Source organism: Planococcus sp. PAMC 21323, assembly GCF_000785555.1.
Lineage (GTDB): Bacteria > Bacillota > Bacilli > Bacillales_A > Planococcaceae > Planococcus.
On sequence record NZ_CP009129.1, the window covers coordinates 2,157,192 to 2,183,772 of the forward strand.

Below are 26,581 nucleotides of genomic sequence, written 5' to 3' on the forward strand. Positions count from 1 at the left end.
CTTAATTGACCACTAGTAGTCCAAGACGATGGTGGTCATGACGGAAAATAACGTGTTGGCGCAAACGTACTTCTAAATTATGATCTAGTACTTCTAATCGACAATGTGCTGCATTTACTTGAATTGCCTCGTATAGTTCAGATTCATTTGAAATGGCAATGCCATTTACTTTACGAATCACTTCACCGCGCATTAAGCCCATCTTGTCTGCAGGAGAACCTGGCAAAACATCAATAATCATAACGCCTTGTGGTTGAGGGGTTACAGCATAATTGCCGCTACGTTCTTTTAATGCGAAATGAACAGCAATCGCAATGCGCCCGATAACTCCAGCTATTAATGCAATAGCGGCTAATGGTTGCCATAACAATGCAGCTAAGCCAATAGCGATAATGCTAACACCTAAAGTAGATACCGCTTTACCAACTAAAGGGTAAAGGTAAACTGGCAAGGTACGCTGAGTACGGCCTATAAATCCGAACACGACGGGGAAAAGAATTAACGAGAAGTTCGATTCTCCGATCGGCAGTTGCGGCCAGTAAGGTGCATATGATTCAAGTAACGAACCTGGCACGACAAACAAAATCGGTAACAACCATAAACGCTTTGAAATATACGCTGCTGCTTTAAGACCGCGTCCTGATTTATGTAACCGAGGAGAAGCAGCTTCTGCTGCCGCTTTATCAATCATTTTACCTTCTGCAAAAACCAATGCTCCTGCAATCAGCACGACAGGGATTAACCATTGATAAGAAAATTCTGTTCCTTCGAATTTAAATAAACCGAAGTTCAAGATCCAGTCATTAGCATGAAACAACCAGCTAAGACCTACAGCGGCTGTAGTCAAATAAATAAATGACCCCGCTTGATAAAATGAAGTTGCCATTAATAAAATGGAAATGATACTCAAAGCAATTAACCAATCCATTGGAACAACTAACCCAATTCCCACAAACAATACAGAAAGAATAAGAGCATACAACCAGCTATCTTTTAGTAACCGCTTAAACTCAGTCAATCCGTAAACAATACGAATCCTAAAAATCTTGCGCTCTTTTTTTACCCGATAATATCCTAACAACACTGCAGCAAGCAGCGCGATGTATAAAACGGGATTCACAAAAAACTTACCTATCACTAACATTAAATCCATTATCACTTTACTTACACCATCCTATCACCGGCAATTGACGTTACTACTCATTGTAACAAAGAAAACCGGCTTTCTGCACTTCTTTTTCAGTTAAACGAATGCGGCACCCAATTGTTCTAAAATATCCTCTGTTCCTTCAATGCCTGCAGACAATCGAACTACTTGTCGCGTGACACCCACTTTTACTTTTTCTTCTGCTGAAAGAGCTCTATGCGATGTTCCGTAAGGATAAGAGACCGTTGTTTCGACGCCTGCCAATGTCGGTACGATCTTGATCCAACCAAGAGATGAAAAGAAACTCGATACATCAACTGTTTCTGGCAGTTCAAAAGATACGATGGCACCTACACCTGGATACCAAACTCGTGCTTTATCTTCTAAAAATGTGGCAATTGCTTGCGCATTTTCTGTTTGTTTTTTCATTCTTAAAGCTAAAGTCTTAACTCCTCGAATCGTTAACCACGCTTCAAACGGACTCAAATTCAGGCCTAAGTTTACTACGCGCTTTTCGGCAATATCGATTAACGCTGCATCCCCAACTAAAACACCCGCTGTGACATCGCTATGGCCACCTAGATACTTTGTTGCACTATGAGCGACTAAGTCTGCGCCAAGCGTATAGGGAGTCATTGTGTACGGCGTAGCGAAGGTATTATCAATCATAATCCGAACACCATACTGGTTTTTCAATTCTACAAGAGCTTCCATATTTTCGAGACGCAAAAATGGATTCGTAATCGATTCACTAAATACTAATTTCACTTCAGGAATGTCGATTAAAATCCGCTCAACTTCTGTCATATCCGAAAAGTCGGCAAAATGAACTTCGATTCCCATTAACGTAAGTTCTTCTTTTAATAAATGAAATGTTCCACCGTAAACATCTTGAGCAGCTAAAATATGGTCACCGACTTTTACCACAGATAAAATCCCAGCCAAAATGGCTGAAGTACCGGAAGAAGCTGAAACGCCTTTTGGAGCTTTTTCCAAATCCGCTACAGTTTGCCCTAAAGCATCTGTATTGGGATTTGCTGTTCGCGAATATAAATAGGTCCCGTTCCCTTCATAATAGCCTTCAAGCTCTTCAAGAGAAGAAAAGGAAAATGCAGAAGTCTGGTAAAGTGGCATGACTTTCGATTGAATCGTCCGTTCTTTCATCGTAGCGGTATGTACTGACTTGGTCTCGATTGTTGTCATCTTTTCATCCCCTATTCCATTTCTTTAACTAACTGCTCCATCATAGGCGCATCCATCGGTCCTACAATTTTGTTTTGAATACGTCCTTTTGTATCGATCATATAAGAAGTTGGAATAGACACTGTTTGGTAAGTTGACCCAACAGCACCCTTTTCATCCATAGGAATTGAAAACTTCAATCCAAATTCTTCAACAAAATCCTCTATTGATTTAAGTCCTTTGTCTTCCGTTGTTAAATTAACTGCTAAAATGACAACATTGTCCTCTTCAGCTTGTTCTTCAAAATAACTTTGCATATGAGGCATTTCAGCTCGGCAAGGTGGACACCATGTAGCCCAAAAATTTAAAATTACTTTTTGGCCTTGATAATCGGACAAAGTCACGACATCCCCGTCTAAAGTAGTTAATTGAAAATCAGGCGCTTTTTCTCCTTTTGCCAACCCTTCTTCTGTTGGTAAAAAGTCTACGTCACTGCCAAGAGCCATATTATTAAGAGCTTCAGATTCTGCGGTGTTGTTTTTAACGGCACCTATTATGACGATTGTTATCATAACAGCAAGTAGTACTAAGCCGATAATTTTTTTTGGCATCAGTGCTCCACTCCATTCAACTTTATCATACGATAAATTGGACAGCTTATTCCACTATGTTTATTTAAAAATGTGACGATTTAACTGAAAACAAAAAACAGTCGACATTTTTATGCCGACTGTTTCTCTATTTAAAACTAATTTATACACGTAAAAATTTTCTGATTGACATAAAGCTTCCCCATACACCGATAAATACGCCCATCAATAAAATCAAGGCACTTACTTGGTAAATAAAAGGGGCAAAGTCTAACAGCTGAATCAATTCGCCACTCAAACGTGGCTGTGCAAATTCAGTGACTTTTTTGTACAAGAGTGCGACAAGACCGATAGGAATAAGAGAACCTAATATGCCGAGCCACATGCCTTCCAAAATAAATGGAATGCGGACGAACCAGTTTGTAGCACCAACTAATTTCATAATTTCGATTTCGCGACGTCTTGCGACAATCGTGATTCGAATCGTATTAGATATTAAGAACATCGCTGTAAACAATAACGCTAAAATCAAAATGAGTCCTACATTTCTTCCTGCATTCAAGAAATTGAATAGTTTCTCAATTTTACCTTCACCGTATTTTACATTTTCGATATTTTCTAAAGCTGAAATTTCTTTGGCTACGTTTTTAGTTTGCTGCGGATCTATTGCTTTTACGTAAAATACGTCAAACAATGGATTGCTTTGTTCAAATAAACTTAACTCATCTCCGAAATCAAGAACCAAATCTGTCAACTCTTCTTCTTTTGTGGAAAAGTTTGTCGATTCGACACCCGGTATTTCGGTTATTTGAGTTTCTAAGTCATTCACTGTTTCTTCTGTTGCATCTAATGAAACAAACACTTTAATCTCAACATCATTTTCAAGATCATCGGCTACTTTGTTTAAGTTCATCATAATTAAAACAAATACCCCTACTAACAATAACGTAACGGTAACTGCACTAACAGATGCAAATGTCATCCAGCTATTACGACCAATACTTTTAAAACTTTCTTTTATGTGACGCAATAATGTTCTAGGCTTCATAACCGTAATCACCTCCAACTACATCACGAACAATTAATCCGCCTTCGATTGCAATAACTCGATGTCTAAGCGTATTAACAATTTGTTGGTTGTGCGTTGCCATAATAATGGTTGTGCCTGCTTTATTGATGCGTTCAAACAAGTCCATAATATCCCACGCTGTATCAGGGTCCAGATTTCCTGTTGGCTCATCTGCAATCATCACTTTTGGCATATTTACAATAGATCTAGCAATTGAAACACGTTGTTGTTCCCCACCGGATAATTCAGTTGGAAACATTTTCGCTTTATGTTTTAAACCGACCAAATCCAACACTTCCATAACACGCCGCTTAATATCTGCCGGCTTTTCTTCAATTACTTCCAACGCAAACGCTACATTTTCATAAACATTTAGCTTCGTAAGCAATTTAAAATCTTGAAAGACAACACCAATTTGACGACGTAACATCGGAACTTTCCGATTTTTTATCGTAGCGATATCAATATCATCTACAAACATTTGACCAGAAGATGGTCGCTCTTCACGATACATCATTTTGATAAATGTCGATTTTCCTGCACCACTTGGTCCTACAATATATACAAATTCCCCTTGTTCGATCTCAACATTAAGACCGTTTAAAGCGACTATGCCATTCGGATACTTTTTGTAAACATTCTTCATTTGAATCATTTTTTATAACCCACCTATTATGAATTGGCTAATGCCAAAATTATTTCCATTGATTTTTGCAGCACAACCATTATAACATCTTAAACCTTAAATTTTATTACATTTCTATTTCATTTAAAATTCAATTTGAATATACTGAACTATGTGTCAACAAGCTAATAAAGGTAATATTGCTTATTATTTTCTCATATTAAACCTAAAACAACGTAAAAAAGCGTTATTTTACACAAAAAAACACAAAAAAATAAACCTGCTAATATGCAGGTTTATTTCATGTTGGCTAAATACTCCGCTACAGCGTCTGCTTCATCACCTTCGATAATTCCAGCAGGCATTGCACCTTGACCGTTTTCAATAACCGTACGAATTTCATCTTGAGATAGACGAGATCCAACGTCATTTAATGCTGGGAAGTTTCCTGCACCTTCTAAGTTTTCACCATGACAAGAAATACAATTTTGTTGCACCACTTGTTCTGCATCGATTTCAGTGGTTTCTCCCCCGTTACCTTCTGGTGTTGGTTCAGGTTCAGCCGTGTCTTCTCCGCCACATGCGCCAAGTATTAGCGTTGTACCGAAAAGCATAGCCATCAAGTGCTTTTTCATTTGGTGACCTCCTCTAATTATTTATCTCTACCATATATTAGAGTATACCAAACTTATGGCCTTTTGAAACCTTCACCTAAAACTTCAGAAGCATCTGACACGATTACAAATGCAGAAGGATCAATAAGCTTAACTAATTGCTTAAGTCTTGAGAATTCTGTTTGAGGAATAACGACCATCAATAATGGTTTTTCCGTTCCAGAATATCCTCCCGTTGCAGCCAATTCTGTCACACCGCGATCAACTTCGTCATAAATGGCATCTCGAATTTCTTTTTGTTTCGTCGTAATAATATAAACCAATTTCGATTGGCCAAACCCAACTTGAACAAGGTCAATGGTTTTGGTCGTAACATATAAACCAATTAATGCATAAAGTCCTTTTTCAATATCAAAAACTAGCGCTGCACTCAGCACGATAAAACCATCGATTAACGCAACGCTTGTCCCTAAAGTTAGTCCTGTGAACTTAGTAATAATTTGCGCAGCTAAATCTGTTCCACCTGTTGAGGCCTTTCCACGAAAAACAATACCTAATCCTAGACCTACCATAATTCCACCAATCAGAGCACCGAGCAATGGATCACGCGTCCATGGTTCCCATGATTCTGTTAAAAATACGACAAAAGGAAGAAATATTGTTCCTACAGCCGTTTTAATCCCAAAGTTTTTTCCAAGTAAAATCAATCCGGCGATAAATAGTGGAATGTTAAATGCCCATTGCACAAATGCTGGTCTCCAGTCTAAAACACTTTTCAAAATTGTACTTATCCCACTAACGCCTCCAGAAGCAACTTCATTTGGCAATAACAAAACGTTGAAAGAAATAGCCACGATTGCTGAACCAATAAGGACACTGGCATAATCAATAAAGAGTGTCAGCATTGGATGTGGATCTCTACGAATACGTCGATTTTTTTTAGTCATTTATTTCTTCCTCTTTTCTTCAATTCGATTAAACCCTGTCAGAGTATACCAAACACCTCGAACTTTGTGAACTTCATTCAGATAAAGTAAAACACAATAAAAAAGGTTCGAAAGCATATGTGCTTTCGAACCTTTTTACTTACCAGATTTTTAGTTACGCATGACTGACACTTTAGTCCATTTTCGAACGTAACAAGGAATTGATAAAGCCACTAATATCGCCATCCATTACAGCACCTAAATTACCAGTTTCGTAGTTTGTACGGTGATCTTTAACCATGGAGTAAGGATGGAATACATATGAACGAATTTGACTTCCCCAGCCAATTTCTTTTTGCTCGCCACGAATTTCAAGAAGACGCGCTTCCTCTTCTTCAATCTTCAATGCATATAATTTTGCTTTTAACATTTGCATTGCTTTTTCGCGGTTTTTGATTTGTGAACGTTCTTGTTGGCATGTTACAACTGCATTTGTTGGAAGGTGAGTGATCCGTACAGCTGAATCTGTTGTATTGATATGCTGTCCGCCTGCTCCGCTTGCCCGGTACGTATCGATTTTCAAATCCTCAGTACGGATATCAATTTCGATTTCACCCGTAAATTCTGGCATGACTTCACAAGATACAAATGAAGTGTGACGGCGACCAGATGAATCAAAAGGCGAAATACGAACCAAACGGTGAACACCTTTTTCAGCTTTTAAATAGCCATAAGCATTGTGTCCACGGATTCCGAGTGTTACCGATTTAACACCTGCTTCGTCTCCTGCTAAGTAATCCAAAGTCTCGACTTTAAAACCACGTTTTTCTGCCCAACGTGTGTACATCCGTAGCAGCATTGAACACCAATCCTGAGACTCAGTTCCACCTGCACCTGGGTGTAGCTCTAAAATAGCATTATTTTTATCATAAGGTTCACTTAACAGCATCGTAAGTTCGTACTCTGCCAAGTCAGACATAAATTGCTTCATATCTTTATCAACATCTTCATGCAAATCTTCATCGTCTTCTTCACGTAATAGCTCTAGAGACATCTCCATGTTTTCTTGAGTTTCCATAAAACCGTAATAGGTGTTAACGATTTCTTTTAATCCGTTTAACTCTGAAATAACTGCTTGTGCTGATTCTTGGTTGTTCCAAAACTCCGGATCGAGCATCATTTCATCTAATTCCTGTATGCGAGACTCTTTATTTTCTAAGTCAAAGAGACCCCCTAAAGTCCGCCAATTTACTGGCTGATTTGTCGAGCTCGTTACGGATGTCTGCTAATTCCATCATATGTTCCTCCTCAAAATAACACCGAAGAGCAAATGCTCTTCGGTATTTTCAAACATTCTTATGAAGCTGTACCGTGACAATTTTTGTACTTTTTGCCACTGCCGCATGGGCACAGGTCGTTGCGTCCAGCTTCCATTTCTTTGCGAACGGGTGTTTTTTTCTTTTTCGGTGCCGGTCCATCCTCTTTCGGATTAACTGCTTGACCTTTTGCAACTTCTTCTCGCTCAAGGTTGTTACGTATCTCTGCTTTCATCGAATACTTCGCTACGTCTTCTTCAATGGCTTCGACCATTGCTTCAAACATTGCAAACCCTTCGTTTTGGTATTCGCGTAGTGGATCATTTTGTCCATATGCACGCAAGTGAATTCCTTGACGCAATTGATCCATTGCATCAATGTGATCAATCCATTTCGTATCAATTGAACGAAGCAAGACAACCTTCTCGAATTCACGCATCCGTATCGGTGTCATTTCTTGTTCTTTTTCATCATAGCGTGTAGTGACAGCGTCTTTGATAAAGGCAATAAGTTCTTCTCGGGACTTTCCTTGAAGATCCGCTTCTGTCACAGTTTCTTCCGGTAAAAGATTTGCTGCCATTAATTCAGAAAGAGTTTTCAAATGCCAATTCTCTTGTTTTTCATCTGTAGTATGCGTATAGACCATGCGCTCAATTGAACTATTGATCATATTTTCAACCAATGCACGCATATTTTCAGTTTCTAACACTTCCATGCGCTCTTTGTATATGATCTCGCGTTGCTGACGAAGAACATCATCGTACTGTAGCAAACGTTTACGAGCATCAAAGTTATTACCTTCTACTCGTTTTTGCGCTGATTCAACAGAACGTGTGACCATCTTCGATTGCAATGGCTGAGAATCATCCATTCCCAATTTGCCCATCATCGTACGCATTGCATCTGAACCAAAGCGACGCATTAAATCATCTTCAAGAGATAGATAAAATTGAGTAACCCCTGGGTCTCCTTGACGCCCTGAACGTCCACGCAACTGATTATCAATTCGTCTTGATTCGTGGCGTTCTGTCCCAATAACTGCAAGACCGCCCGCTTCGATAACGCCTTCTCCAAGCTTGATGTCTGTTCCTCGACCTGCCATGTTAGTGGCAATCGTTACAGAACCTTTTTGACCAGCATTTAAAATAATTTCTGCTTCATGCGCATGGTTTTTCGCATTCAACACAGAATGTTTAATGCCCTTTTTCGTCAAATACTCAGAAATAATCTCCGAAGTTTCAATCGCGACAGTACCAACTAAAACCGGTTGCCCTTTCGCATGACGAGCCGCAATGTCATCTCCAACTGCTTTGTATTTACCAGCAGTTGTTGAATAAATTAAATCGACATGGTCTTCACGTATAATCGGTTTGTTTGTCGGAATGACAATAACGTACATATTGTAAATATTACGGAATTCTTCTTCCTCTGTTTTCGCTGTACCTGTCATACCAGATAATTTATCGTACATACGGAAGTAGTTTTGGAATGTGATCGTCGCCATCGTCATCGATTCATTTTGAATCTCTAAACCTTCTTTGGCTTCAATCGCTTGGTGTAACCCGTCAGAATAACGACGTCCTTTCATCAGACGACCTGTAAACTGATCGACAATAACAACTTCACCGTCTTGTACAATGTAGTCTACATCTTTATTCATTGTAACGTATGCTTTTAATGATTGATTGACTGTATGATTTAAACGAACATGGCTAATATCAAAAAGGTTATCGATGCCAAATGCTTTCTCAACTTTTTCGATACCCTCTTCTGTTAAGACAACACCTTTAGTCGTTTCATCATAAGTGTAATCTGTATCTTTTGTAAGTAGGCGTGCAAATGCATTCGACTGTTGGTACAATTGTGCGGCTTTCGCTGCTTGACCTGAAATAATGAGCGGCGTACGCGCTTCATCGATTAAAATAGAATCGACTTCATCAATAACTGCATAATTCAATGGACGTTGCACCATGTCTTCTTTGTACAGCACCATATTATCCCGTAAGTAATCAAAACCTAGTTCATTGTTTGTTGTATAGGTTACATCCGCTTTATATGCGGCACGCTTTTCTTCTTTAGTTAAACTATTTAAGTTTAGTCCGACAGACAGTCCAAGCCATTCATATAGCTGCCCCATTTCCAATGCATCACGGCTAGCCAAATATTCGTTAACTGTTACTACGTGAACGCCTTTTTTACTGATAGCATTTAAATATACAGCTAAAGTAGAGGTTAAAGTTTTACCTTCACCTGTTTTCATCTCTGAAATATTCCCTTCGTGAAGTGAAACGGCACCCATGATTTGTACTCGGAATGGATACATTCCAAGTACACGTTTAGATGCTTCGCGAATGGTTGCAAAAGCTTCAGGCAATAAATCATTTAAAGATTCGCCTTTCGCATGCCGCGCTACAAATTCTTCTGTTTTTGCTTTTAACGCTTCGTCTGTCAAGGCTGCAAAATCAGCTGCTAAAGCTTCTACTCGATCTGCTGTTTTTTCTAATCGTTTTAAATCCCGTTTATTCGGATCAAATACTTTGTTTAATACTCCCAACATATCTATACCGCTCCTTGCGCAAGTGTCTACCGGTTTTTAACTACCAGTCGATCGCTTTAGCTTTTATAGTGTTCTTTCAAGCTTTACTATTTAACTACACACTTAATCCAATTCAATCAGGTCAAAAAAATTCTCACTATTTATTTTAACACTGCACAGAAATCGGTGCAAATAATGGAGAGAGGTTTCACTTTAACTAATTGGATGTCACCACTTACCATTAGAAGTCTTTACACAAAGACAAAACGAAAGCCTCTCGAATCGAGAGGCTTTCGTTTTTAAATGATTGGACGGAATCCAACCTCTTTTATTTTGCAGAAGTTTCGATTAAACCGTAACTTCCATCTTTACGTTTGTAGACGATATTAGTTTCATTCGATTCTGCATCTGTGAAAACAAAGAATGAATGTCCAAGCATATTCATCTGCAATACTGCTTCTTCTTCATCCATTGGTTTCAGGTCAAATTGCTTTGTACGAACAATCGTAAAGTCTTCTTCATCTGAATCACTTTGTTGACGCGTGTCATTTTCAGCAACTGCAAAAGACACTCCCATTCCATCTCGATCACGGAATTTGCGATTTACTTTTGTTTTATACTTACGAATTTGACGTTCTAATTTGCTAACGATTAAATCTATAGCCGCGTACAGATCATCGTGTCGTTCCTCTGCACGTAATGTTAAATTTTTCATTGGTATCGTAACTTCCACTTTAGTTTGATTGTGATTATAAGTTTTCAAATTGACCATTGCGGTAGCATTTGCTCCGTCAGTGAAATATCTTTCGATTTTTTCAACTTTCTTTTCGATATGGTCTCGTATTGCGGGAGTTACCTCGATATTTTCGCCTCTAATGTTGAATTGCAACATATTAACTCCTCCTTCTATTGTGCTATCTATACAATTCTATACTTTCCCTTAACTTTCCTTCTTAAAACTAAAAAAGTTTTAAAAACTTTTTTTACAGGTAAGATAAGAACACAAGGAGTTGATGACAATGTTCACCAATAAAACGATAGTCGTAACAGGTGCCTCTAACGGCATTGGCAAAAGTATTGCCAGTCATTTCGCATTAGAAGGAGCTCGCGTGATTGGATTAGACATTCAAATTGTTGAAATTAAAGATGTGGAGTATCGCAAATGCGATGTTGGTAATTTCGAAGAGGTCATCTCAGTATTTAAACAAATTCATGAAGATCATGGAGCGATCCATGCATTGATTAATAATGCAGGCATTTCGAAATTTAAGTCTATTTGGGACATCGATGAAACAGAATGGGATCACGTATTAGACACTAATTTAAAAAGTGTCTTTATATGCAGTCGAGAAGCAGCTCGCTATATGACAGAAGACATACGTTCAATCATCAACATGACTTCAACCCGGGCATTTATGTCAGAACCAAACACAGAAACCTATTCGGCGTCAAAAGGTGGTATATATGCGCTTACGCACTCTTTAGCTGCCACATTCAGTAAACAAGGAATTCGTGTGAATTCAATTGCCCCAGGCTGGATTCATACTGGACAGCCCGAAGACTTACGTGATGTCGATCATCAACAACATTGGAGTGGGCGTGTCGGAGAACCTGCCGACGTTGCTCGTGCTTGCTTATTCTTAAGCAACCCTCAAAATTCATTTATTACCGGAGAATGCCTAAACATCGACGGTGGCATGACAAGAAAAATGATATACGAACACTAAAGAAAAGCGGAAGCAGCCGTTTAGATTCGACGGGCATAAGACACTCTGGCGAAGCGGCATCTTTTCAGCCGCACAGCTGGAGGGGCTTATGTCCCTAGAATCTGGCTGCTGGAGCTAGACAATAAGAAAAGCGCAAGCAGCCGCTTAGATTCGACGGGCATAAGACACTATCTCATTAAAAAAACAAACAAAAATCGCCCTAAAGCCGATTTTTTTAATGCATTTCGATTTCCTTTAATTCTCTAATTTCATTGGAGATTAGCATTTCTTTAATGGGATTGCGCTCGAAGTCAACGCCATATAGCCAGCCTTCCTCATACTGATTTTTCCAAGCAATTTTAGCGTCTGCGATAATTATTTCGTGATTTAAGATAAACTTCAAACGCACGAATTCGTCTACCATTTCGATTTCCTTTTCAGTAAAAACTTTGGCTCCTTTTGGAGAGATATCAAGTAATAATGAATAAATTATTATGTCACCGCTTGCATTCTTTATCTTCATTGTTATTTCGGGAGGTGTTCCAAATGTATACCGAAAACTTTCTAATCGTTTGTAAAACACGGTTATCACTCCTAATGTCGTTTATTTATTAAGCACGAATAAGGGTTAATGTACTAATTTCTTTTGCTCCATTATCCTTTAATACTTTTGCAGCTAAACGTAGTGTGCTACCAGTTGTGTATAAATCATCAAACAATAAGATTTTTTCCGGAACAGGTTGTCCGTTCCACCAAAAAACATCTTGCATAGCAATTCGTTCAACTTTTGATTTTCCGCCTAAACCAATTTCACGTTTCCCAAGGATATGCGTGTAGGGAATTGACGCGGCATCGAGTATGCGGTCAACTTGAGAAAACGTACGCTGCTTTAGCTTTTCTTCATTCATCGGTATGGGCACAACCACTGATTTCGTCTTTCGTAATTCCTCATTTAACACTTTCGCAAACACTTCAGACAGTACAACATCTTGCAAAAACTTATAACGATGCAAGTATTCTTTCATGGCAGGATTATAACGATATAAACTTTTTCCAGAATCAATCAGCCCTGCATATTCTGTTTTTTCCCATTCACAACAATCAGGACACTTCTCGGCTCCGACTGTACTACAAATCGGACAACCTGCTTCTATCCGTTCAAACTCTGTTTGACATCGTAAACAAATGACTTCTTGCCGTTCATTAAAAAAGATACTTCTCCAAGTTACCTGAAGTGGTATACATCGATCACATAAATAACAATTCATCTTATACTCCCCCGTTATAGGAAATAATCTTTTTTTTAGCTTTGTCCATTTGTCGTGTTATACCATCATGGAAAAAGATGATTTCACCAGTTGGATAATCACTCGATCTACCTACTCGGCCAGAAATCTGAATCAATGCTGCAGCGTCGTAAATAGCTTGTTCTGTGCCTACCACTGCAACTTGTAAATTCGGTATCGTAATACCACGTTCTAATATGGTAGACGTTAACAACCCTGGAATTTCTCCATGACGTAACTTCATGACTTTTTCTTTTCTATCTGCATCTTGTGAATGCACGGCCTCGAGAGTTGGATACTTTTTTTGAAAAATGACAATTGCTTGTTCAATCAAATCGATTGTCGGAAAAAATAAGAGGAATGGTTCTTCTTTAGCTAGTTTTTCATCAACCCACACGGATAATTTCTTAGGAATTTGCCCTTTCGCAAACGCTTGATTATATCTCCATAAAGGCGCAAACTTCGGAACCGGTAATGAATGTCCGTGAAATCGCTTAAATATTTGGGATACATTTGTTACTTGTTTTACTAACTGATTTGAAGGTGTTGCCGAGACATACACAATTGGGGTATCTTTTTTCTTTGCTTTGACTACAGCTCTTTTTAATGATTTTTCATAGGAATAAGGGAACGCATCTGCCTCATCTACAATCATGACATCAAAAGCATTTTCAAAACGATACAATTGATGTGTCGTTGCAATTACCAACTGCGCAAAACCCAGTTCTGCAGGAGCATCTCCATATAAACTATGAATAGTGGTGGTCGGAAACGCCTCACGTAATCGTGGAGTCAATTCTAATACTACATCTGTTCTGGGGGCGGCAAGACAAACACGCAACCCCATTTTTAAAGCTTCAAAGATTGGGGGAAACAATAACTCAGTTTTACCCGCTCCGCAAACTGCATAAAGAAGATGATCATTTTTCTGTAGAATACTTTGTTGAATTTCGTGTGAGGCTCTTTGTTGTAGGGGAGTTAAGTTGCCAATCCAACTAAATGAATGACTTTGAAGAAGATTTGTTGAGGGAAGCGCCCACGTAAGCAATTCTGTACAAGAACTGATGCGCCCCATTTTGATACAATGCCGACAATAATGACAAATTTGTTTGCATGCATCGCAATAAAATGAAACTATTTTTCCAGTTGATTGTTCGAGGCATCTTATACATTGTTTTTCGTCTGTAATTCCGAAACGAGTACTGATGGAGCCATCTAATATCGCTTGTTCTACTTGCTCTTTTGGGACAGGCATAAAATCTCTATGCCATATTCTCCCCGTTAGAAATTCTTCTAATTGTTTCATTTTCAACCACCTTTCGATAGAGAAAAAGCCTTAGCAGGTATTATTTTTCTACCCAACCAAGACCCATCGCTCCTTCTCCTAAATGTGTACCAATAACTGGTCCAAAACATGAAATTTCAAATTCTACATGCGGGCAACTAATTTGCAATTCTTTTTGCCACTGCTTGGCTTCTTCCAACCGATTTGCATGTATGACTGTTGCTTTTAGCTTTTTATCATCTTTACTCGCATCTTTTAATAAGCCAACTATGCGATTCATCGCTTTTTTGCGTGTTCTAATTTTTTCAAATGGAACAATAACTTTGTCTTGGAAATGTAAAATCGGTTTGATTTGTAACATCCCTCCAACTAAAGCTTGTGCACCGGATAATCGTCCTCCACGCTGCAAATGCTTTAAATCTTCAACCATGAAATATGCACGCAATGTTTTTTTCATTTCATGTAATTCGGCTAAAATTTCTTGAGCACTTGCTCCATCCTTAGCCATTTCGGCTGCCTTTACTGCATAAAATCCTTGCAATGCACACGCCAACTCAGAATCGAACGAATAAACTTTTACGCCACCTACCATTTCAGCTGCCTGCATTGAACCTGCATACGTTCCACTGATGCCACTTGATAAATGAATGGAAATAACCTCATCATAGTCAACTGAAAGTTGCTCATATAATTTAACGAATTCGCCTAATGATGGCTGTGAAGTTTTTGGAAGTTCTTCCTTAGATTTTTGATAAAATTCTTCTACTATTAAATCAACTTCCTTAAAAGATTGATTTCCAAAAGTGACTTCCAAAGAAATCGTATGAATATCGAGCTTTTCTAGTGTTTCTTTCGGTAAATAAGACGTACTATCTGTTACAATTACTATTTTCATTAATAAATCAGCCTCCTCTCTTAGTTTATCAAAATTTACCATGGAAATGACATAAATAAAAAAGACTAAATGAAAAAGCCCCCGCAACACGCGGAAGACTTTTATTGATCGCCAACGAGATGCACGCCGCTTACTTTCCATTCATCGTCTTCTTTTTTAAAAACAACTACTTGGCGGGCCGACTGTTCGATAGCATCATCGGAATTTGCAGCTTTCATTTTCACATTTAAAGCAGCAAAAACTTCGGCGCGGTTTTCTTCGTATTTTACGATGGTTTCATCACTTGTCTCATATACACTATCATAGGCTTTAAAAGCTTGAGTTAAAGCTTCTTTATCTTCTTCCCGATCAAATCCATCAGGGTTTTGTGCAATCGTGTTCATATAACGATCAATATCTTCAGAGTTAAATGCCGCGATATATTCTTTATAAGCAGCAAATAATTCGTTAGCCGGCTCTTCTGGTACTTCCGCTGCTATAATATTACCTTCATCATCTACAGTAAAACCAACATCTTTTTTCTTTTCTTCTTTATCTTCAACAATGCCGTGATCGATCGCATTGTTTTCATTAGCTGCATTTCCATCTTCAACCGTATTTTCATTGACTGAAGACTCATCGGAATCCGAACATGCAGCGAGCGTTACAATAATACCAATCGCTAATAACATTTTTTTCATCATGCATTCCTCCTGCGCTTTATTTTGCCATAGGGAGATAGCGAATACAATGAAGAAACTGTGTCATCTGTCAAAACGGAATTTTTTTCTATTTTGCGATACACTAGTACATACATAAAAGGAGGGGCTCATTTGGAAAAAAGAGATGCTCGACAAATTCTGGAACAAAAAATGAAAGAAACACGTCCACAGTGGCGCCGGAAACAAACTGCACAACCTAAAAAATATAAATCAAGTATGCAAAAGGTAGAAAACTATGTAGTCTTGGATTTTGAAACTACTGGCTTACGTGCAGGAAATGATAAAATCATTCAAATCGGTGCCGTTAAATACATGAACCATGAGCGGAAAGACACAATGTATTTAATGGTCAATCCTCAATGTTTTATTTCTAGTACCATTACTCGTATAACTGGAATTACCAATAAAGATGTAGAAAATGCGCCAGTTATTGAAGAAATTGCCCCCGAGCTCGTTGCATTTATTGATGGGTTGCCGATTATTGCACACAACGCACCTTTTGATATGGGTTTTCTCTATGCGCTTGAAGACATTACACCGATTCCCGAATACACAGTAATAGACACCGTTCGTTTAGCAAGAAAAGCGATCACGCAAACACCTAATCACAAACTAACAACCTTGACCGCCTTTTTAAAACTCGAACACGATGCCCACGATGCACTTGGCGATTGCTTAGCAACTGCAGCCATCTATCAATACTGCTACGACAGGTTATAAGAAAAGCGGAAGCAGCCGTCTTAGATTCGACGGGCATAAGACACTTCAGCGGAGCGGCATCTTTTCAGCCGCACAGCTGGAGTGACTTATGACCCTAGAATCTGGCTGCTGGAGCCTGGACATAGAAAAGCGGAGGCGTCTGTTCAGCTCCGACAGGCATAAGACAGACCAGCAGTGTGGCGTTCTTTGCCACGCAGTTGGTCTGGCTTATGTCCCGAGGAGCTAGGCGCTGGAGCCTGGACATAGAAAAGCGGAAGTGCCTGTTCAGCTCCGACAGGCATAAGACAGACCAGCAGTGTGGCGTTCTTTGCCACGCAGTTGGTCTGGCTTATGTCCCAAGGAGCTAGGCGCTGGAGCCTGGAAATAGAAAAGCGGAAGCAGCCGTCTTAGATTCGACGGGCATAAGACACTTCAGCGGAGCAGCATCTTTTCAGCCGCACAGCTGGAGTGACATTTTTCGATAGAAATCGCTCAACAGTAATAAACAAAAAAATGAGGAATCTGCCTAAAGGCAAATTCCTCATTTTTTATTATCTAACTTCAACCCAACCATTTTTGATAGCAGTTACAACTGCTTGAGTTCGGTCATTCACTTGCATTTTCTGCAAAATACTTGATACGTGGTTTTTGACTGTTTTTTCAGAGATAAATAAGGTTTCACCAATCACACGATTACTTTGACCGTCTGTTAATAGTTGAAGTACTTCGCTTTCGCGTTTTGTCAACAGGTGATATGGGCGACGAATTTCCGTTTGATGGAAAGAACCTTTGTTTTCACGTTCGCTTAAACGACGGAATTCCATTACCAAGTTGCGCGTAACTTTAGGGTGTAAATAAGATCCACCTTTTGCTACCACTTTAATCGCTTGAATAATAGCATCTGCATCCATTTCTTTCAACATATAACCTAAAGCACCGGTTTTCAAAGCATGAGTTACATACGACTCATCATCGTGAATCGACAGCATAATGACTTTAGCGTCAGGGAATTGAGCAATCAATTCCGCTGTAGCCTCTACACCATTTTTTTGTGGCATATTGATATCCATCAAAACTACATCCGGTCTGTTTTCTTCGTATAATTTAATAACTTCGCCACCGTCGCCACCTTCAGCAACGACTTCAAACGAACTTTCAAAATCTAAAATTCTTTTTACACCTTCACGAAATAATTGGTGATCGTCAATGATAATTATTTTTGTCATTATGTCGTCCTCCTCGATTACCCTAACTTACATACCCTTTTTAAAAGGTATATGAAACATTAATATCGTTCCGTTACCAGGTGAGGAATTGATAATCAATTTGCCTTCGACTAACTCAATTCGTTCTCTCATGCCTGTTAATCCAAAAGACTGATTTTTCACAATACCTTGATCAAAACCCGCACCATTGTCTGTAACTATAATTTGCACTTGGTTCTTTAGCCATTTCATCTCTATTGTAATGTCATTCGATTTGCCATGGCGGATTGCATTTGATATTCCCTCTTGAACGAGGCGGAAAATGGTTGTTTCATAATTATTAGGCAACCGAACTTCTTTTCCGCTTGAAAGAAACTGTAAATTAATATCTTTATTGTATTCTTCAATTGTGTCCACGTACTTCCTTAAAGTTGGTACAAGTCCAAGATCATCTAAAGTCATAGGTCGCAAATCGTAAATAATTCTTCTCACTTCAGTTAATGCTTGTCTTACCATGTCTTTCAATGAAGTAATTTCCTGAAATGCAGGTTCAGGACCTTTTTCGCGATACGTTCTCTCAATTAGATCAGAACGAAGCAGAACATTCGCCATCATCTGAGCTGGTCCATCATGAATTTCTCTAGATAATCTTTTTCTTTCTTCTTCTTGCACCTCGATAATACGGAGGCTATAATCTTGAAATGACTTATTCTTGTCGATAGCTTCGTCGACATCTTCATAATCTGAAGTCAAATAACTACTAGCGACATTTATTTGATTGACAAAACGTTCTGTTCGTTCAATCGTTTGAAGTAACACTTGAAGCCGCCGTTGCAACTTATCCCGTTTTTGACGACATTTTTTTTCTTCGTTTCGATTTAGGGATAATTCTAATTGAAGAGCGTTTGCCTGTTCGTATACTTGACGCACTTGACTCTCTGTAAAAGAGCTGAAAAACTGAGACACTTCTGCTAAACGCCTTCTAGCTGCACGCGTTTTTTCTTCTAAAAGATCACCTGCTTCAACAATAATTGAAATTTCCACACGAACATCTTCTAGTTCATTTTTCATCTCTTCATAACTTTGGCGACTTTCTTCACTAATGACGAAAATATCTTGTTTTGCCTGTTCCATTCCTGCAACCATCGCATCAAAAATAGAATCAGGTGCATTTCCACTGATTTTTTTTGTCATTTTAAAACCGCCTTAGCTTTACTGACTGTGTCTAGGTATATGACTTGCTTCTTTATACCTTGTCGGTTGTAATAAGTATATCACTATATACGCAAGTCAATGTTAAATATACATTACAAATTATCTGATTTCATTTTACAACAGGAGGAGTTAAATTGCGAGAAAATTACACAACTGTAGGTGATTCTGGCAGTGCAGAAATACTTATCCAAAAATCTAGGTTCATTGGGCATGTTGCACGGGCTGAAACTGAACAGCAAGCCATTGCATTTATCGATTCTATAAAACTCCTACATAAAACTGCTACCCACAATTGTTCAGCTTACATGATTGGCGAGCACGACTCAATTCAAAAGGCAAATGACGACGGTGAACCAAGTGGCACTGCTGGATTTCCCATGCTCGAAGTTTTAAAAAAGCAGGGATTAAAAGATACTGTTGTGGTTGTTACACGTTATTACGGTGGTATCAAACTCGGCAGTGGCGGATTGATAAGAGCATACGGCAAAGCCGTGTCTTCCGCACTTTCATCAGTTGGAATAGTTGACAGAAAGATGCATCATCTTATAAAGACTTCTATTGACTACACATGGCTTGGAAAGCTTGAAAATGAAATTCGCCAGTCACCCTTTCCACTTGATCACTTAGAATACACTGAAGGGGTAGACCTGTATATTTATGTCCCTATTGAAAAAGAAAAAGAATTTATCGAATGGATAAACGGATTAACAAATGGACAGGCACAGATTAGGATTGTTGACAGTCAATTCCTCGAATTTAAATTACCTTGAATTGTTTTCGTTTACGCATTCCCCAAACCACTGTATAATATCAAAAGCACAGAAAAATGAAATAATCACCTTACTAAATGGAGTTAAAAACTCATCATACAAATAGAAAAGCGGATTGATCTGACCTAAGAACTCGGCCATCCTATAATGCATAGAGGAGCAATTACATGAACCGGAAATATCATCGGGAAACTAAAAACGACAAGAAACGAACCATCCTTATAATAATTGCTACCTTAGCTGCTTCTTTACTTATTTGTGTTTCTGCATATGGTATATATTTAATCAAAAAAGCGGAAACTGCTGTTGATACCGCCTTTGAACCAGTCGGCAACTTAAATGAGGACATTGAGCCACTAACGGATAATGTCTCCATTTTATTTATTGGTGTAGATGATAGCGAGGAACGTAATCAAAGCAACAACAATATTAGATCCGACGCACTAGTCCTTGCGACTTTAAACAATGAAGACAAATCAATTAAACTGGTTAGTATCCCACGCGACACATATACTTTTATTCCTGATAGTGGAAAAGAAGATAAAATTACTCATGCCTATGCTTATAATGGTCCAAGTTCTACTATTGAAAGTGTTGAAAATCTATTAGAAGTTCCGGTTGATTATTATCTTCGGATGAACTTTGATGCATTTATCGAAGTTGTTGACGCTCTCGGCGGGATTAAGGTCGAAGTGCCATACGATATTACTGAACAAGATGAAAATGACTCACAAGATGCAATCGAATTAAAAGAAGGAATCCAATTTCTCAACGGCAGTGAGGCACTTGCTCTTGCAAGAACTCGACATTATGATAACGATATCGAACGTGGGAAACGTCAACAGGCGATACTAGAATCCATTATGAACAGAGCTTTATCAGTTGGCTCTATCGCAAAGTACGGAGATGTTTTTCAAGCAGTCGGAGACAACATGAAAACAGATCTCTCTTTTAAAAACATAAGCTCGTTGTTTGAATATGCTAAAAACGGTAAGCCAGATATAGAGATGATAACGCTTGATGGCTATGATGATATGTCTACAGGAATTTACTATTACAAGCTTAAAGAAGAATCATTGACAGAAATACAAGACATTCTACAAAGTCATCTTGGATTAAAATCTGACACATCGAATTTAACCCAAGTGGAAACAAATTTAGAAATTGCAGACTTTCAAACTGAAGATATAAAAACACCATAGTGAATAGGTAGTGACCCCTTAATGTTAGAGTTCAAATCTAACTTTCGGGGTATTTTTTTATCCAAATTACTTCCCCCGAAATAGCTTCATCCTATTTCTCAAAAAAAAAGAGTAAATTTGAAGCATATGCTTCAAATTTACTCTTTTTACTTACCAATTAATCGTACTAAATTTAACAAAGGACGATAATTCTTTCCTGCTAATCCGACAACCTCTACAAAAAGTTCTATGGCGAGTAGCATTACCCCTATTAGCAAGATGCCTCCCCATAAAGTTGCCTGAGAGAACAACAATGCGGCTAAGCCAAACAACGCTGCAATGCCGTATATGATTAACACCGTTTGACTATGTGAAAAACCAATATTTAATAAACAATGGTGAAGGTGTGATTTATCCGCTTCAGAAATCGATTTTTTCTCCCGTACTCGACGGACAATTGCAAAAAACGTATCTGAAATCGGAACACCTAACATAATAATGGGAATGATTAACGCGACAACTGTTACGTTTTTAAAACCCATCAAGGCCAATACTGAAATCATAAACCCTAGGAATAATGCGCCTGTATCTCCCATAAAAATCTTCGCGGGATAGAAGTTATAAACTAAGAATCCTGATGTACTCGCTGCTAATAATGCGGCCATAGACATAACGTAAACATCACCCATAATAAAAGCCATTGCTGCTAAAGTTAGTAAAGCAACAGTTGATACACCTGCAGCTAAACCATCTAAACCATCAATTAAATTAATGGCGTTCGTAATTCCAACAATCCAAAGAATCGTTAACGGAATACTAAAGTATCCGAAATCCAAGACTCCTCCAAAAGGTAAATTGACAAAAGAAATTTCAAGGCCGCCGCCAACAACGACTATTCCAGCGGCTACTAATTGTCCAATTAATTTCAATTTGGCACTAATCTCATACATATCATCTAGTACACCTGTAATAATAATCAATAACGCGCCAATAATGATCGCTGTTTCGATTGGTATAAATGAAGCTTCAATAGCATTTGAAATTGGATCTTGAGGTTTTAATATGAAATATGCGATTAAAAATGAACCAAAAATGGCCAACCCGCCTAAACGCGGCATAATCCTCGCATGAACTTTTCGATAATTTGGTCGGTCGACTGCTCCTACACGAAAGGCAATGCGTTTAACAATCGGTGTTAGCACAATCGAAGCAATAAATGCCAAGACCATCATGAGGTATAGCATGTCTTCCCTCCTTAAATTAACTTCTACACACACTTATTCTTTGACATTATAACATGACTAGTCAATAAATAAAGCAATTCTTACTTATATACAGTGTTTTATTCTGGTTAAACTGAAATATATAGACGCTTCTTTTCTTTAATAAGTTTCTTTCCTTTTATAGATTTAGTTAAACTGCGTCGCTTTTAATCCCTTTAACACATCTTTTTCATGCTTATTTTTAAAAAAAGTCATATTACCTATGAATATCCTCCTTAAATAAGTAATATAGATTACTTTTTCATCATTATGTGATATATTAAACAGACTATAATAAATATTTAATTATTTTATTAGGGGTGTAAACCAAATGGACGATACGCTTCAAAACTATTCATTGAAAAAGGTGTGGACGCCTTGGGATGAAGCTGCTGTATTGAAAATGGATTACCAGTCCCGTGCCAATCTCGCAAAGACGATTAACTGCCAAGGGCTACTTGTTGATTTGTCTATGGATCAGCATGCCGAGGTACGGTCAGGTGTTGCAACAAATATTCATACGCCTCTTCGCACCTTAACAAGGCTTAGTAATGAAGATTTATGTATCACAGTAAAAAATACGGCTAGGCAAACATTAGTAAGCCTTCAGTTAACATCAAAATAGTCAACTGATGTTTAGTTATTACAAAAGACGGTTATTGTAGTAATAACTAAAATCTGAAGGAGGAACTATTAATGAGTGATAATAACGGTTTTTCAGACAAATTAAAAGGTGCAGTGAACAAAACTAAAGGCGAGATTAAAGACCAGGTTGGAAACGCTACAAATGATACGAATAAACAAGCCGAAGGTAAAATGGACAAAACAAAAGGTAATGTTCAAGATAAAATCGGCGACTTTAAAAATAATAACGAAAAATAATAAAACCCCAGCTAAAAAGCTGGGGTTTTATTATTTTATTTTTTAAAGTTTTCAAATATTAAATCACTCTGCTATAATAAATAACCGTGTTCAAATGTTATTTATTGAGGAGCTTATAATGAAAAAGAATGCGCTTACAAAAATAGATATTTTAACTTTAGGACTGATGCTTTTCGCTTTGTTTTTAGGAGCTGGGAATATTATCTTCCCCCCTTATTTAGGTCAACTAGCAGGTGATCAGCTAGTTATAGCAATAATTGGCTTTTTACTAACAGGTGTTGGCCTTCCTTTACTCGGAATTTTAGCAATTGCTAAAGCGGGTGGTGACTTGCAGTCTATTGCAGGACGTGTCCATCCTATTTTCGGAATCATTTTCACGTTAATTGTTTACTTAGCCATCGGTCCATTCTTTGGAATCCCACGTACAGCTACTGTGGCATTCGAAATTGGTGCAGCACCTTTTTTACCTGCATCTCTTTCTGATTCTTTTTGGCCATTAGCAATTTTCACATTGGCTTTCTTTACGATTACGGTTTTATTTGCGATGAATCCTACAAAACTTGTTGATCGAATTGGAAAAATTTTAACTCCTTTATTGATTGCAGTTATTGGTTTGCTCGCGATAAAAAGTTTTTTAACACCTATGGGATCTATAAACTCTCCTGTTGGAAATTATGATACTGAAGCTTTTTTCGAAAGCTTTTTACAAGGTTACCTAACGATGGATGCCATTGCTGCTTTAGTATTTGGAATCGTTATCATCCAATCAATTCGAAGTAAAGGCGTTACAGATACTCGAGTTATTTTAAAGACTACTGCGTATGCCGGATTTATTGCAGCTATTGGCTTGTCTACCGTTTACTTATCTTTAAGTTATATTGGAGCGACGAGTGTCGAAGCTATCGGTTTACAAGATAATGGCGGTATCATTATTGCTATGGCTTCACGAGTGCTTTATGGTGAAATCGGAGGAATAATTTTATCTGTCGCAATCACTTTTGCCTGTTTAACCACATCTATTGGTCTGGTATCAGCTACTGCACAATTTTCGTTTAAAATTTTCCCTAAAATTTCCTATATGACTTATGTTTTATTCTTTGCGATTTTCTCTGCCTTTATAGCAAACATTGGATTAACACAATTGATTACAATTTCACTTCCAGTGTTGCTAGCTATATATCCAGTCGCTATAGTTTTAGTGATTTTATCATTTTTTGATCGTATTTTTTACCAAAAACCTTTTGTTTACATACTTGCATTGTCTACAACGGCGATTATTAGTATATTTGACGCTTTACGCTCATCAGGCATTGCTTTTGAGCAGTTAGACACTATTTTCCGCTTCCTTCCGCTCTTTGAGCAGGGGATTGGTTGGATTCTACCAGCTACAATTGCAACCTCAGTAGGCATCATAATCGCCCGAAAGATGCACAAAAATAAATAGAAAAACGTTCCCGAAATTTATCGGGAACGTTTTTTATTGTTTAAAATAGTCTTGGAGTCGGTGGATTAGTATTATCAGAATCTCGTTTATGTTTTATTTCACGATGTTCATTAGGATTGTGTCCTTGCTCATTTTCTGTTTTATTAACATCTTTACCAAATGGAGCAGGTCCTAAGTCCGGATCAACTCCTGCTGAAGAACTTTCTTGTTTAGTGTTAATACCTTTCCCACCTAAAAACTCGTCTTCATCATGTTTACTTTGAAGTCCTGGCTCATGATCCATTTCTTTTTGTTGCTCCGTTGGCACTTCTTTAGTTAACCCATTAGTCGGATGAATTTCATCGCCTTTTAATCGAGAATCTTGAAAACGATCGTTTTGAGCAGCACGGGCATGTTGATCTTCTCGAGAAACTTCACGCGCATATATTTCGTCTGGATCACGATGTTCTTCTGTATGTCGAGAAACAGATTTCGAACCTGGAGTCCCCGCTATTTCTGCTTCTAAATCCATTGGTGCACGAGATTCATCTAATGAAGATGAATGCTCATCTTTAGTTGTTAACGCCTCTCCATCTGTATATAGAAGTACAGCGCCCTTTTCAATTCTACGTTCATAATCATCCGTTTTTTCTTTACTCAAATTAAAGTGTTCCAACTCTTTTCTGACTATGTCCTTGCCACTTAGAAATGATTTAAATCGATTTGAAAAAGAGTTTGCTTGGTCAGCATAGACTCCTGATTTCCCGGCAGATTCTATAAGTTCTTTATCGTTGGCCAAAACATGAATATCTTTTTTATGATACCCTTTTGCCTCTAAGGTTTGTAACACGTGTTCCATTTCTGATTTACTATATACAATTTCAAACTCTTGGTTTCCTGATTTCATTGTTTTGTACCTCCTGTGTACTAGATTACTTTTACTTACCCTTTCTCTCATGCCACTAAAACCTCTTTATAGAACGACATTACTGCTATTTCATATACAATAAGACTTTATTTATATTTTTTGTCATTTTGACTATGTTTTTCAGCTTCGCTAGATCCGCCTCTAGAATTTTGAATTTCTGGATTTTCTTCCGTTGTGAAAGAATTGTGATGTTCGTCTTTAATTAAGGTTGCATCTTGCATAAATGTTTCTCCTCGTGCAAAGCGGTCTTCTTGCTCATCGAAATTATTATCAACTGAATTGACAAATTGTTGTCTTTGCTGATCGTTGGGATCTTTCTGTTCTAATCCATCTTCGTCGCCAGAAATTTCATCTAATATTGTCTTTTGATCTTCATCTTCGTAGATAAGTATTCCACCCTTTGCAAGGTCACTTGTGTAACGTGAAGTTTCTTCTTCAGAAAGCTTTAACGATTTCACTCCTGCGCGAACACCACTATCTCCTGTAACGAAGCCTTTAAATTTATCCGTAAAGGTATCGACATCTGTTCCTTCTATAGAAATACTCTCAAAATGCTGTGTGTCTTTAGCCATAATGTGGAGATCTTTCTCTTTGTATCCTGAACCTTTTAACTCATTAATCTTTTCTAGTAAGTCATTTTCTGAAAATACCACTGCTAACACTTTAATGTGTGATTTCATATAAAAACCTCCATCGATTTGATAAACCATTCTATTCTATCTTTACCCATTCCTGTATGATCATTAACTTGCTTATATTAGATTTCCATAATGATTTCATATTTAGATGTAAAACATTGAAAGACAGAAGTCACAACTTACCATTTATAACCATTTCAAAATACCTAACAAAATGACTAATTTGGAATTTTTTTAATTTACACATGTTGTAGTAAGCATATTTTCCCTTTTTTTCAAATTCGCCCATTTCTAAAATAAAAAAGCAGTTTATTTTGAAAATTGATGATATCATAGATGTAAGATAACAAAAAAGTGAAATATAAGATGTGGAGGCGGCTATTATCGTACTTGGCGATCTATTTTCTTCTTACTTTTCGGATGGCCCGAGGAAGACGGAAAACAATTCTCCTACATGGCTGACAGAAGTACTGCCCTTACAGAAGGAAAGGAGAGCAGTA

At 37.9% G+C, this 26,581-nt stretch carries 27 protein-coding genes; 7 read left to right on the top strand and 20 right to left on the bottom strand.

Features of this window, described 5'->3' with window-relative positions; translation table 11 throughout:
• Position 1 precedes the first annotated feature (1 nt).
• The 10 genes from PLANO_RS10875 to hpf form a co-directional block, all read right to left on the bottom strand.
• On the bottom strand, positions 2 to 1,153 hold the full coding sequence (locus PLANO_RS10875; protein ID WP_038704471.1) for a PDZ domain-containing protein: 1,152 nt from the start codon (positions 1,151 to 1,153) through the stop codon (positions 2 to 4).
• 90 nt (positions 1,154 to 1,243) lie between these two features.
• A complete protein-coding gene (locus tag PLANO_RS10880; protein ID WP_038704472.1) occupies positions 1,244 to 2,350 on the bottom strand; it encodes a trans-sulfuration enzyme family protein in 1,107 nt (368 codons plus the stop codon).
• Between the two features lie 11 nt (positions 2,351 to 2,361).
• Positions 2,362 to 2,940 carry a peroxiredoxin family protein gene (locus tag PLANO_RS10885; protein WP_038704473.1) on the bottom strand — a complete coding sequence of 193 codons (579 nt, stop codon included), beginning with the start codon at positions 2,938 to 2,940 and terminating at the stop codon, positions 2,362 to 2,364.
• 142 nt (positions 2,941 to 3,082) lie between these two features.
• Positions 3,083 to 3,967: a permease-like cell division protein FtsX gene (ftsX, locus tag PLANO_RS10890; protein ID WP_038704474.1), complete on the bottom strand. Its 885-nt coding sequence runs from the start codon at positions 3,965 to 3,967 to the stop codon at positions 3,083 to 3,085.
• Positions 3,957 to 4,643 carry a cell division ATP-binding protein FtsE gene (ftsE, locus tag PLANO_RS10895; protein WP_038704475.1) on the bottom strand — a complete coding sequence of 229 codons (687 nt, stop codon included), beginning with the start codon at positions 4,641 to 4,643 and terminating at the stop codon, positions 3,957 to 3,959. The genes ftsX and ftsE overlap by 11 nt, the downstream gene beginning before the upstream one ends.
• A 266-nt stretch (positions 4,644 to 4,909) precedes the next feature.
• Positions 4,910 to 5,248, bottom strand: coding sequence for a cytochrome c551 (gene cccB, locus PLANO_RS10900; protein WP_038704476.1), 339 nt, complete (start codon positions 5,246 to 5,248; stop codon positions 4,910 to 4,912).
• Between the two features lie 53 nt (positions 5,249 to 5,301).
• Positions 5,302 to 6,132, bottom strand: a complete 831-nt coding sequence (locus PLANO_RS10905) for a YitT family protein (protein WP_442956651.1) — start codon at positions 6,130 to 6,132, stop codon at positions 5,302 to 5,304.
• A gap of 214 nt (positions 6,133 to 6,346) precedes the next feature.
• A protein-coding gene (prfB, locus tag PLANO_RS10910; protein ID WP_156108904.1) for a peptide chain release factor 2 occupies positions 6,347 to 7,448 on the bottom strand; the annotation gives its coding sequence in 2 pieces (ribosomal slippage) (positions 6,347 to 7,375 and positions 7,377 to 7,448; 1,101 coding nt in all).
• Between the two features lie 61 nt (positions 7,449 to 7,509).
• Positions 7,510 to 10,026 carry a preprotein translocase subunit SecA gene (secA, locus tag PLANO_RS10915; protein ID WP_038704478.1) on the bottom strand — a complete coding sequence of 839 codons (2,517 nt, stop codon included), beginning with the start codon at positions 10,024 to 10,026 and terminating at the stop codon, positions 7,510 to 7,512.
• Positions 10,027 to 10,333: 307 nt separating this feature from the next.
• Entirely contained in the window at positions 10,334 to 10,897 is a 564-nt protein-coding gene (gene hpf / locus PLANO_RS10920; RefSeq protein ID WP_038704479.1) for a ribosome hibernation-promoting factor, HPF/YfiA family, read from the bottom strand.
• 127 nt (positions 10,898 to 11,024) lie between these two features.
• Here hpf and PLANO_RS10925 point away from each other — a divergent pair, with 127 nt between their 5' ends.
• Positions 11,025 to 11,732 (top strand): SDR family NAD(P)-dependent oxidoreductase, encoded by a 708-nt coding sequence (locus PLANO_RS10925; protein WP_038704480.1) that lies wholly within the window; start codon positions 11,025 to 11,027, stop codon positions 11,730 to 11,732.
• 214 nt (positions 11,733 to 11,946) lie between these two features.
• Here PLANO_RS10925 and PLANO_RS10930 read toward each other — a convergent pair whose 3' ends face one another.
• The 5 genes from PLANO_RS10930 to PLANO_RS10950 form a co-directional block, all read right to left on the bottom strand.
• On the bottom strand, positions 11,947 to 12,294 hold the full coding sequence (locus tag PLANO_RS10930) for a PilZ domain-containing protein (RefSeq protein WP_038704481.1): 348 nt from the start codon (positions 12,292 to 12,294) through the stop codon (positions 11,947 to 11,949).
• A 28-nt stretch (positions 12,295 to 12,322) separates the two neighbouring features.
• A complete protein-coding gene (locus PLANO_RS16195) occupies positions 12,323 to 12,979 on the bottom strand; it encodes a ComF family protein (protein WP_231554716.1) in 657 nt (218 codons plus the stop codon).
• 1 nt (position 12,980) lies between these two features.
• Positions 12,981 to 14,303: an ATP-dependent helicase ComFA gene (locus tag PLANO_RS10940; RefSeq protein ID WP_052124312.1), complete on the bottom strand. Its 1,323-nt coding sequence runs from the start codon at positions 14,301 to 14,303 to the stop codon at positions 12,981 to 12,983.
• 40 nt (positions 14,304 to 14,343) lie between these two features.
• Positions 14,344 to 15,177 carry a DegV family protein gene (locus PLANO_RS10945; RefSeq protein ID WP_038704483.1) on the bottom strand — a complete coding sequence of 278 codons (834 nt, stop codon included), beginning with the start codon at positions 15,175 to 15,177 and terminating at the stop codon, positions 14,344 to 14,346.
• Between the two features lie 101 nt (positions 15,178 to 15,278).
• Entirely contained in the window at positions 15,279 to 15,857 is a 579-nt protein-coding gene (locus tag PLANO_RS10950) for a DUF4440 domain-containing protein (RefSeq protein ID WP_038704484.1), read from the bottom strand.
• A gap of 132 nt (positions 15,858 to 15,989) precedes the next feature.
• On the opposite strand from PLANO_RS10950, the gene PLANO_RS10955 reads away from it, so the two are divergent.
• The gene (locus PLANO_RS10955; RefSeq protein ID WP_038704485.1) at positions 15,990 to 16,598 is read left to right on the top strand and encodes a 3'-5' exonuclease; all 609 of its coding nucleotides are present in this window, start codon (positions 15,990 to 15,992) and stop codon (positions 16,596 to 16,598) included.
• A gap of 530 nt (positions 16,599 to 17,128) precedes the next feature.
• On the opposite strand, the gene PLANO_RS10960 is transcribed toward PLANO_RS10955, so the two are convergent.
• On the bottom strand, positions 17,129 to 17,803 hold the full coding sequence (locus PLANO_RS10960; protein ID WP_008431348.1) for a response regulator transcription factor: 675 nt from the start codon (positions 17,801 to 17,803) through the stop codon (positions 17,129 to 17,131).
• A 27-nt stretch (positions 17,804 to 17,830) separates the two neighbouring features.
• Complete coding sequence (locus PLANO_RS10965; RefSeq protein ID WP_038704486.1) at positions 17,831 to 18,976, bottom strand: sensor histidine kinase; 1,146 nt, start codon at positions 18,974 to 18,976, stop codon at positions 17,831 to 17,833.
• A gap of 155 nt (positions 18,977 to 19,131) precedes the next feature.
• Between PLANO_RS10965 and PLANO_RS10970 the strand changes: the two genes are divergently transcribed.
• Together PLANO_RS10970 and PLANO_RS10975 are read left to right on the top strand one after the other, a co-directional pair.
• The gene (locus PLANO_RS10970) at positions 19,132 to 19,767 is read left to right on the top strand and encodes a YigZ family protein (protein ID WP_038704487.1); all 636 of its coding nucleotides are present in this window, start codon (positions 19,132 to 19,134) and stop codon (positions 19,765 to 19,767) included.
• Between the two features lie 167 nt (positions 19,768 to 19,934).
• Positions 19,935 to 20,969, top strand: a complete 1,035-nt coding sequence (locus tag PLANO_RS10975) for an LCP family protein (RefSeq protein ID WP_038704488.1) — start codon at positions 19,935 to 19,937, stop codon at positions 20,967 to 20,969.
• 146 nt (positions 20,970 to 21,115) lie between these two features.
• Here the strand turns inward: PLANO_RS10975 and PLANO_RS10980 are convergent, their stop codons facing one another.
• On the bottom strand, positions 21,116 to 22,192 hold the full coding sequence (locus PLANO_RS10980; protein WP_038704489.1) for a glycosyltransferase family 4 protein: 1,077 nt from the start codon (positions 22,190 to 22,192) through the stop codon (positions 21,116 to 21,118).
• Positions 22,193 to 22,541: 349 nt separating this feature from the next.
• On the opposite strand from PLANO_RS10980, the gene PLANO_RS10985 reads away from it, so the two are divergent.
• The 3 genes from PLANO_RS10985 to brnQ all read left to right on the top strand — a co-directional run bounded on the left by PLANO_RS10985 (position 22,542) and on the right by brnQ (position 24,536).
• Positions 22,542 to 22,835: a hypothetical protein gene (locus PLANO_RS10985; protein WP_038704490.1), complete on the top strand. Its 294-nt coding sequence runs from the start codon at positions 22,542 to 22,544 to the stop codon at positions 22,833 to 22,835.
• Positions 22,836 to 22,906: 71 nt separating this feature from the next.
• Positions 22,907 to 23,092: a CsbD family protein gene (locus PLANO_RS10990; protein WP_038704491.1), complete on the top strand. Its 186-nt coding sequence runs from the start codon at positions 22,907 to 22,909 to the stop codon at positions 23,090 to 23,092.
• Positions 23,093 to 23,210: 118 nt separating this feature from the next.
• Positions 23,211 to 24,536 (top strand): branched-chain amino acid transport system II carrier protein, encoded by a 1,326-nt coding sequence (gene brnQ, locus PLANO_RS10995; protein ID WP_038704492.1) that lies wholly within the window; start codon positions 23,211 to 23,213, stop codon positions 24,534 to 24,536.
• A gap of 40 nt (positions 24,537 to 24,576) precedes the next feature.
• Here brnQ and PLANO_RS11000 read toward each other — a convergent pair whose 3' ends face one another.
• Together PLANO_RS11000 and PLANO_RS11005 are read right to left on the bottom strand one after the other, a co-directional pair.
• Positions 24,577 to 25,422 (bottom strand): YflT domain-containing protein, encoded by an 846-nt coding sequence (locus tag PLANO_RS11000; RefSeq protein WP_038704493.1) that lies wholly within the window; start codon positions 25,420 to 25,422, stop codon positions 24,577 to 24,579.
• A 107-nt stretch (positions 25,423 to 25,529) separates the two neighbouring features.
• The gene (locus PLANO_RS11005) at positions 25,530 to 26,123 is read right to left on the bottom strand and encodes a general stress protein (protein WP_038704494.1); all 594 of its coding nucleotides are present in this window, start codon (positions 26,121 to 26,123) and stop codon (positions 25,530 to 25,532) included.
• Positions 26,124 to 26,581 lie beyond the last annotated feature (458 nt).

Coding starts and splice junctions, on each gene's coding strand:
- PLANO_RS10875 (WP_038704471.1), bottom strand. CDS start 1,153: ATGGATTTAATGTTAGTGATAGGTAAGTTTTTTGTGAATCCCGTTTTA.
- PLANO_RS10880 (WP_038704472.1), bottom strand. CDS start 2,350: ATGACAACAATCGAGACCAAGTCAGTACATACCGCTACGATGAAAGAA.
- PLANO_RS10885 (WP_038704473.1), bottom strand. CDS start 2,940: ATGCCAAAAAAAATTATCGGCTTAGTACTACTTGCTGTTATGATAACA.
- ftsX (WP_038704474.1), bottom strand. CDS start 3,967: ATGAAGCCTAGAACATTATTGCGTCACATAAAAGAAAGTTTTAAAAGT.
- ftsE (WP_038704475.1), bottom strand. CDS start 4,643: ATGATTCAAATGAAGAATGTTTACAAAAAGTATCCGAATGGCATAGTC.
- cccB (WP_038704476.1), bottom strand. CDS start 5,248: ATGAAAAAGCACTTGATGGCTATGCTTTTCGGTACAACGCTAATACTT.
- PLANO_RS10905 (WP_442956651.1), bottom strand. CDS start 6,132: ATGCTGACACTCTTTATTGATTATGCCAGTGTCCTTATTGGTTCAGCA.
- secA (WP_038704478.1), bottom strand. CDS start 10,026: ATGTTGGGAGTATTAAACAAAGTATTTGATCCGAATAAACGGGATTTA.
- hpf (WP_038704479.1), bottom strand. CDS start 10,897: ATGTTGCAATTCAACATTAGAGGCGAAAATATCGAGGTAACTCCCGCA.
- PLANO_RS10925 (WP_038704480.1), top strand. CDS start 11,025: ATGTTCACCAATAAAACGATAGTCGTAACAGGTGCCTCTAACGGCATT.
- PLANO_RS16195 (WP_231554716.1), bottom strand. CDS start 12,979: ATGAATTGTTATTTATGTGATCGATGTATACCACTTCAGGTAACTTGG.
- PLANO_RS10940 (WP_052124312.1), bottom strand. CDS start 14,303: ATGAAACAATTAGAAGAATTTCTAACGGGGAGAATATGGCATAGAGAT.
- PLANO_RS10945 (WP_038704483.1), bottom strand. CDS start 15,177: ATGAAAATAGTAATTGTAACAGATAGTACGTCTTATTTACCGAAAGAA.
- PLANO_RS10950 (WP_038704484.1), bottom strand. CDS start 15,857: ATGAAAAAAATGTTATTAGCGATTGGTATTATTGTAACGCTCGCTGCA.
- PLANO_RS10960 (WP_008431348.1), bottom strand. CDS start 17,803: ATGACAAAAATAATTATCATTGACGATCACCAATTATTTCGTGAAGGT.
- PLANO_RS10965 (WP_038704486.1), bottom strand. CDS start 18,976: ATGACAAAAAAAATCAGTGGAAATGCACCTGATTCTATTTTTGATGCG.
- PLANO_RS10975 (WP_038704488.1), top strand. CDS start 19,935: ATGAACCGGAAATATCATCGGGAAACTAAAAACGACAAGAAACGAACC.
- PLANO_RS10980 (WP_038704489.1), bottom strand. CDS start 22,192: ATGCTATACCTCATGATGGTCTTGGCATTTATTGCTTCGATTGTGCTA.
- PLANO_RS10985 (WP_038704490.1), top strand. CDS start 22,542: ATGGACGATACGCTTCAAAACTATTCATTGAAAAAGGTGTGGACGCCT.
- PLANO_RS10990 (WP_038704491.1), top strand. CDS start 22,907: ATGAGTGATAATAACGGTTTTTCAGACAAATTAAAAGGTGCAGTGAAC.
- brnQ (WP_038704492.1), top strand. CDS start 23,211: ATGAAAAAGAATGCGCTTACAAAAATAGATATTTTAACTTTAGGACTG.
- PLANO_RS11000 (WP_038704493.1), bottom strand. CDS start 25,422: ATGAAATCAGGAAACCAAGAGTTTGAAATTGTATATAGTAAATCAGAA.
- PLANO_RS11005 (WP_038704494.1), bottom strand. CDS start 26,123: ATGAAATCACACATTAAAGTGTTAGCAGTGGTATTTTCAGAAAATGAC.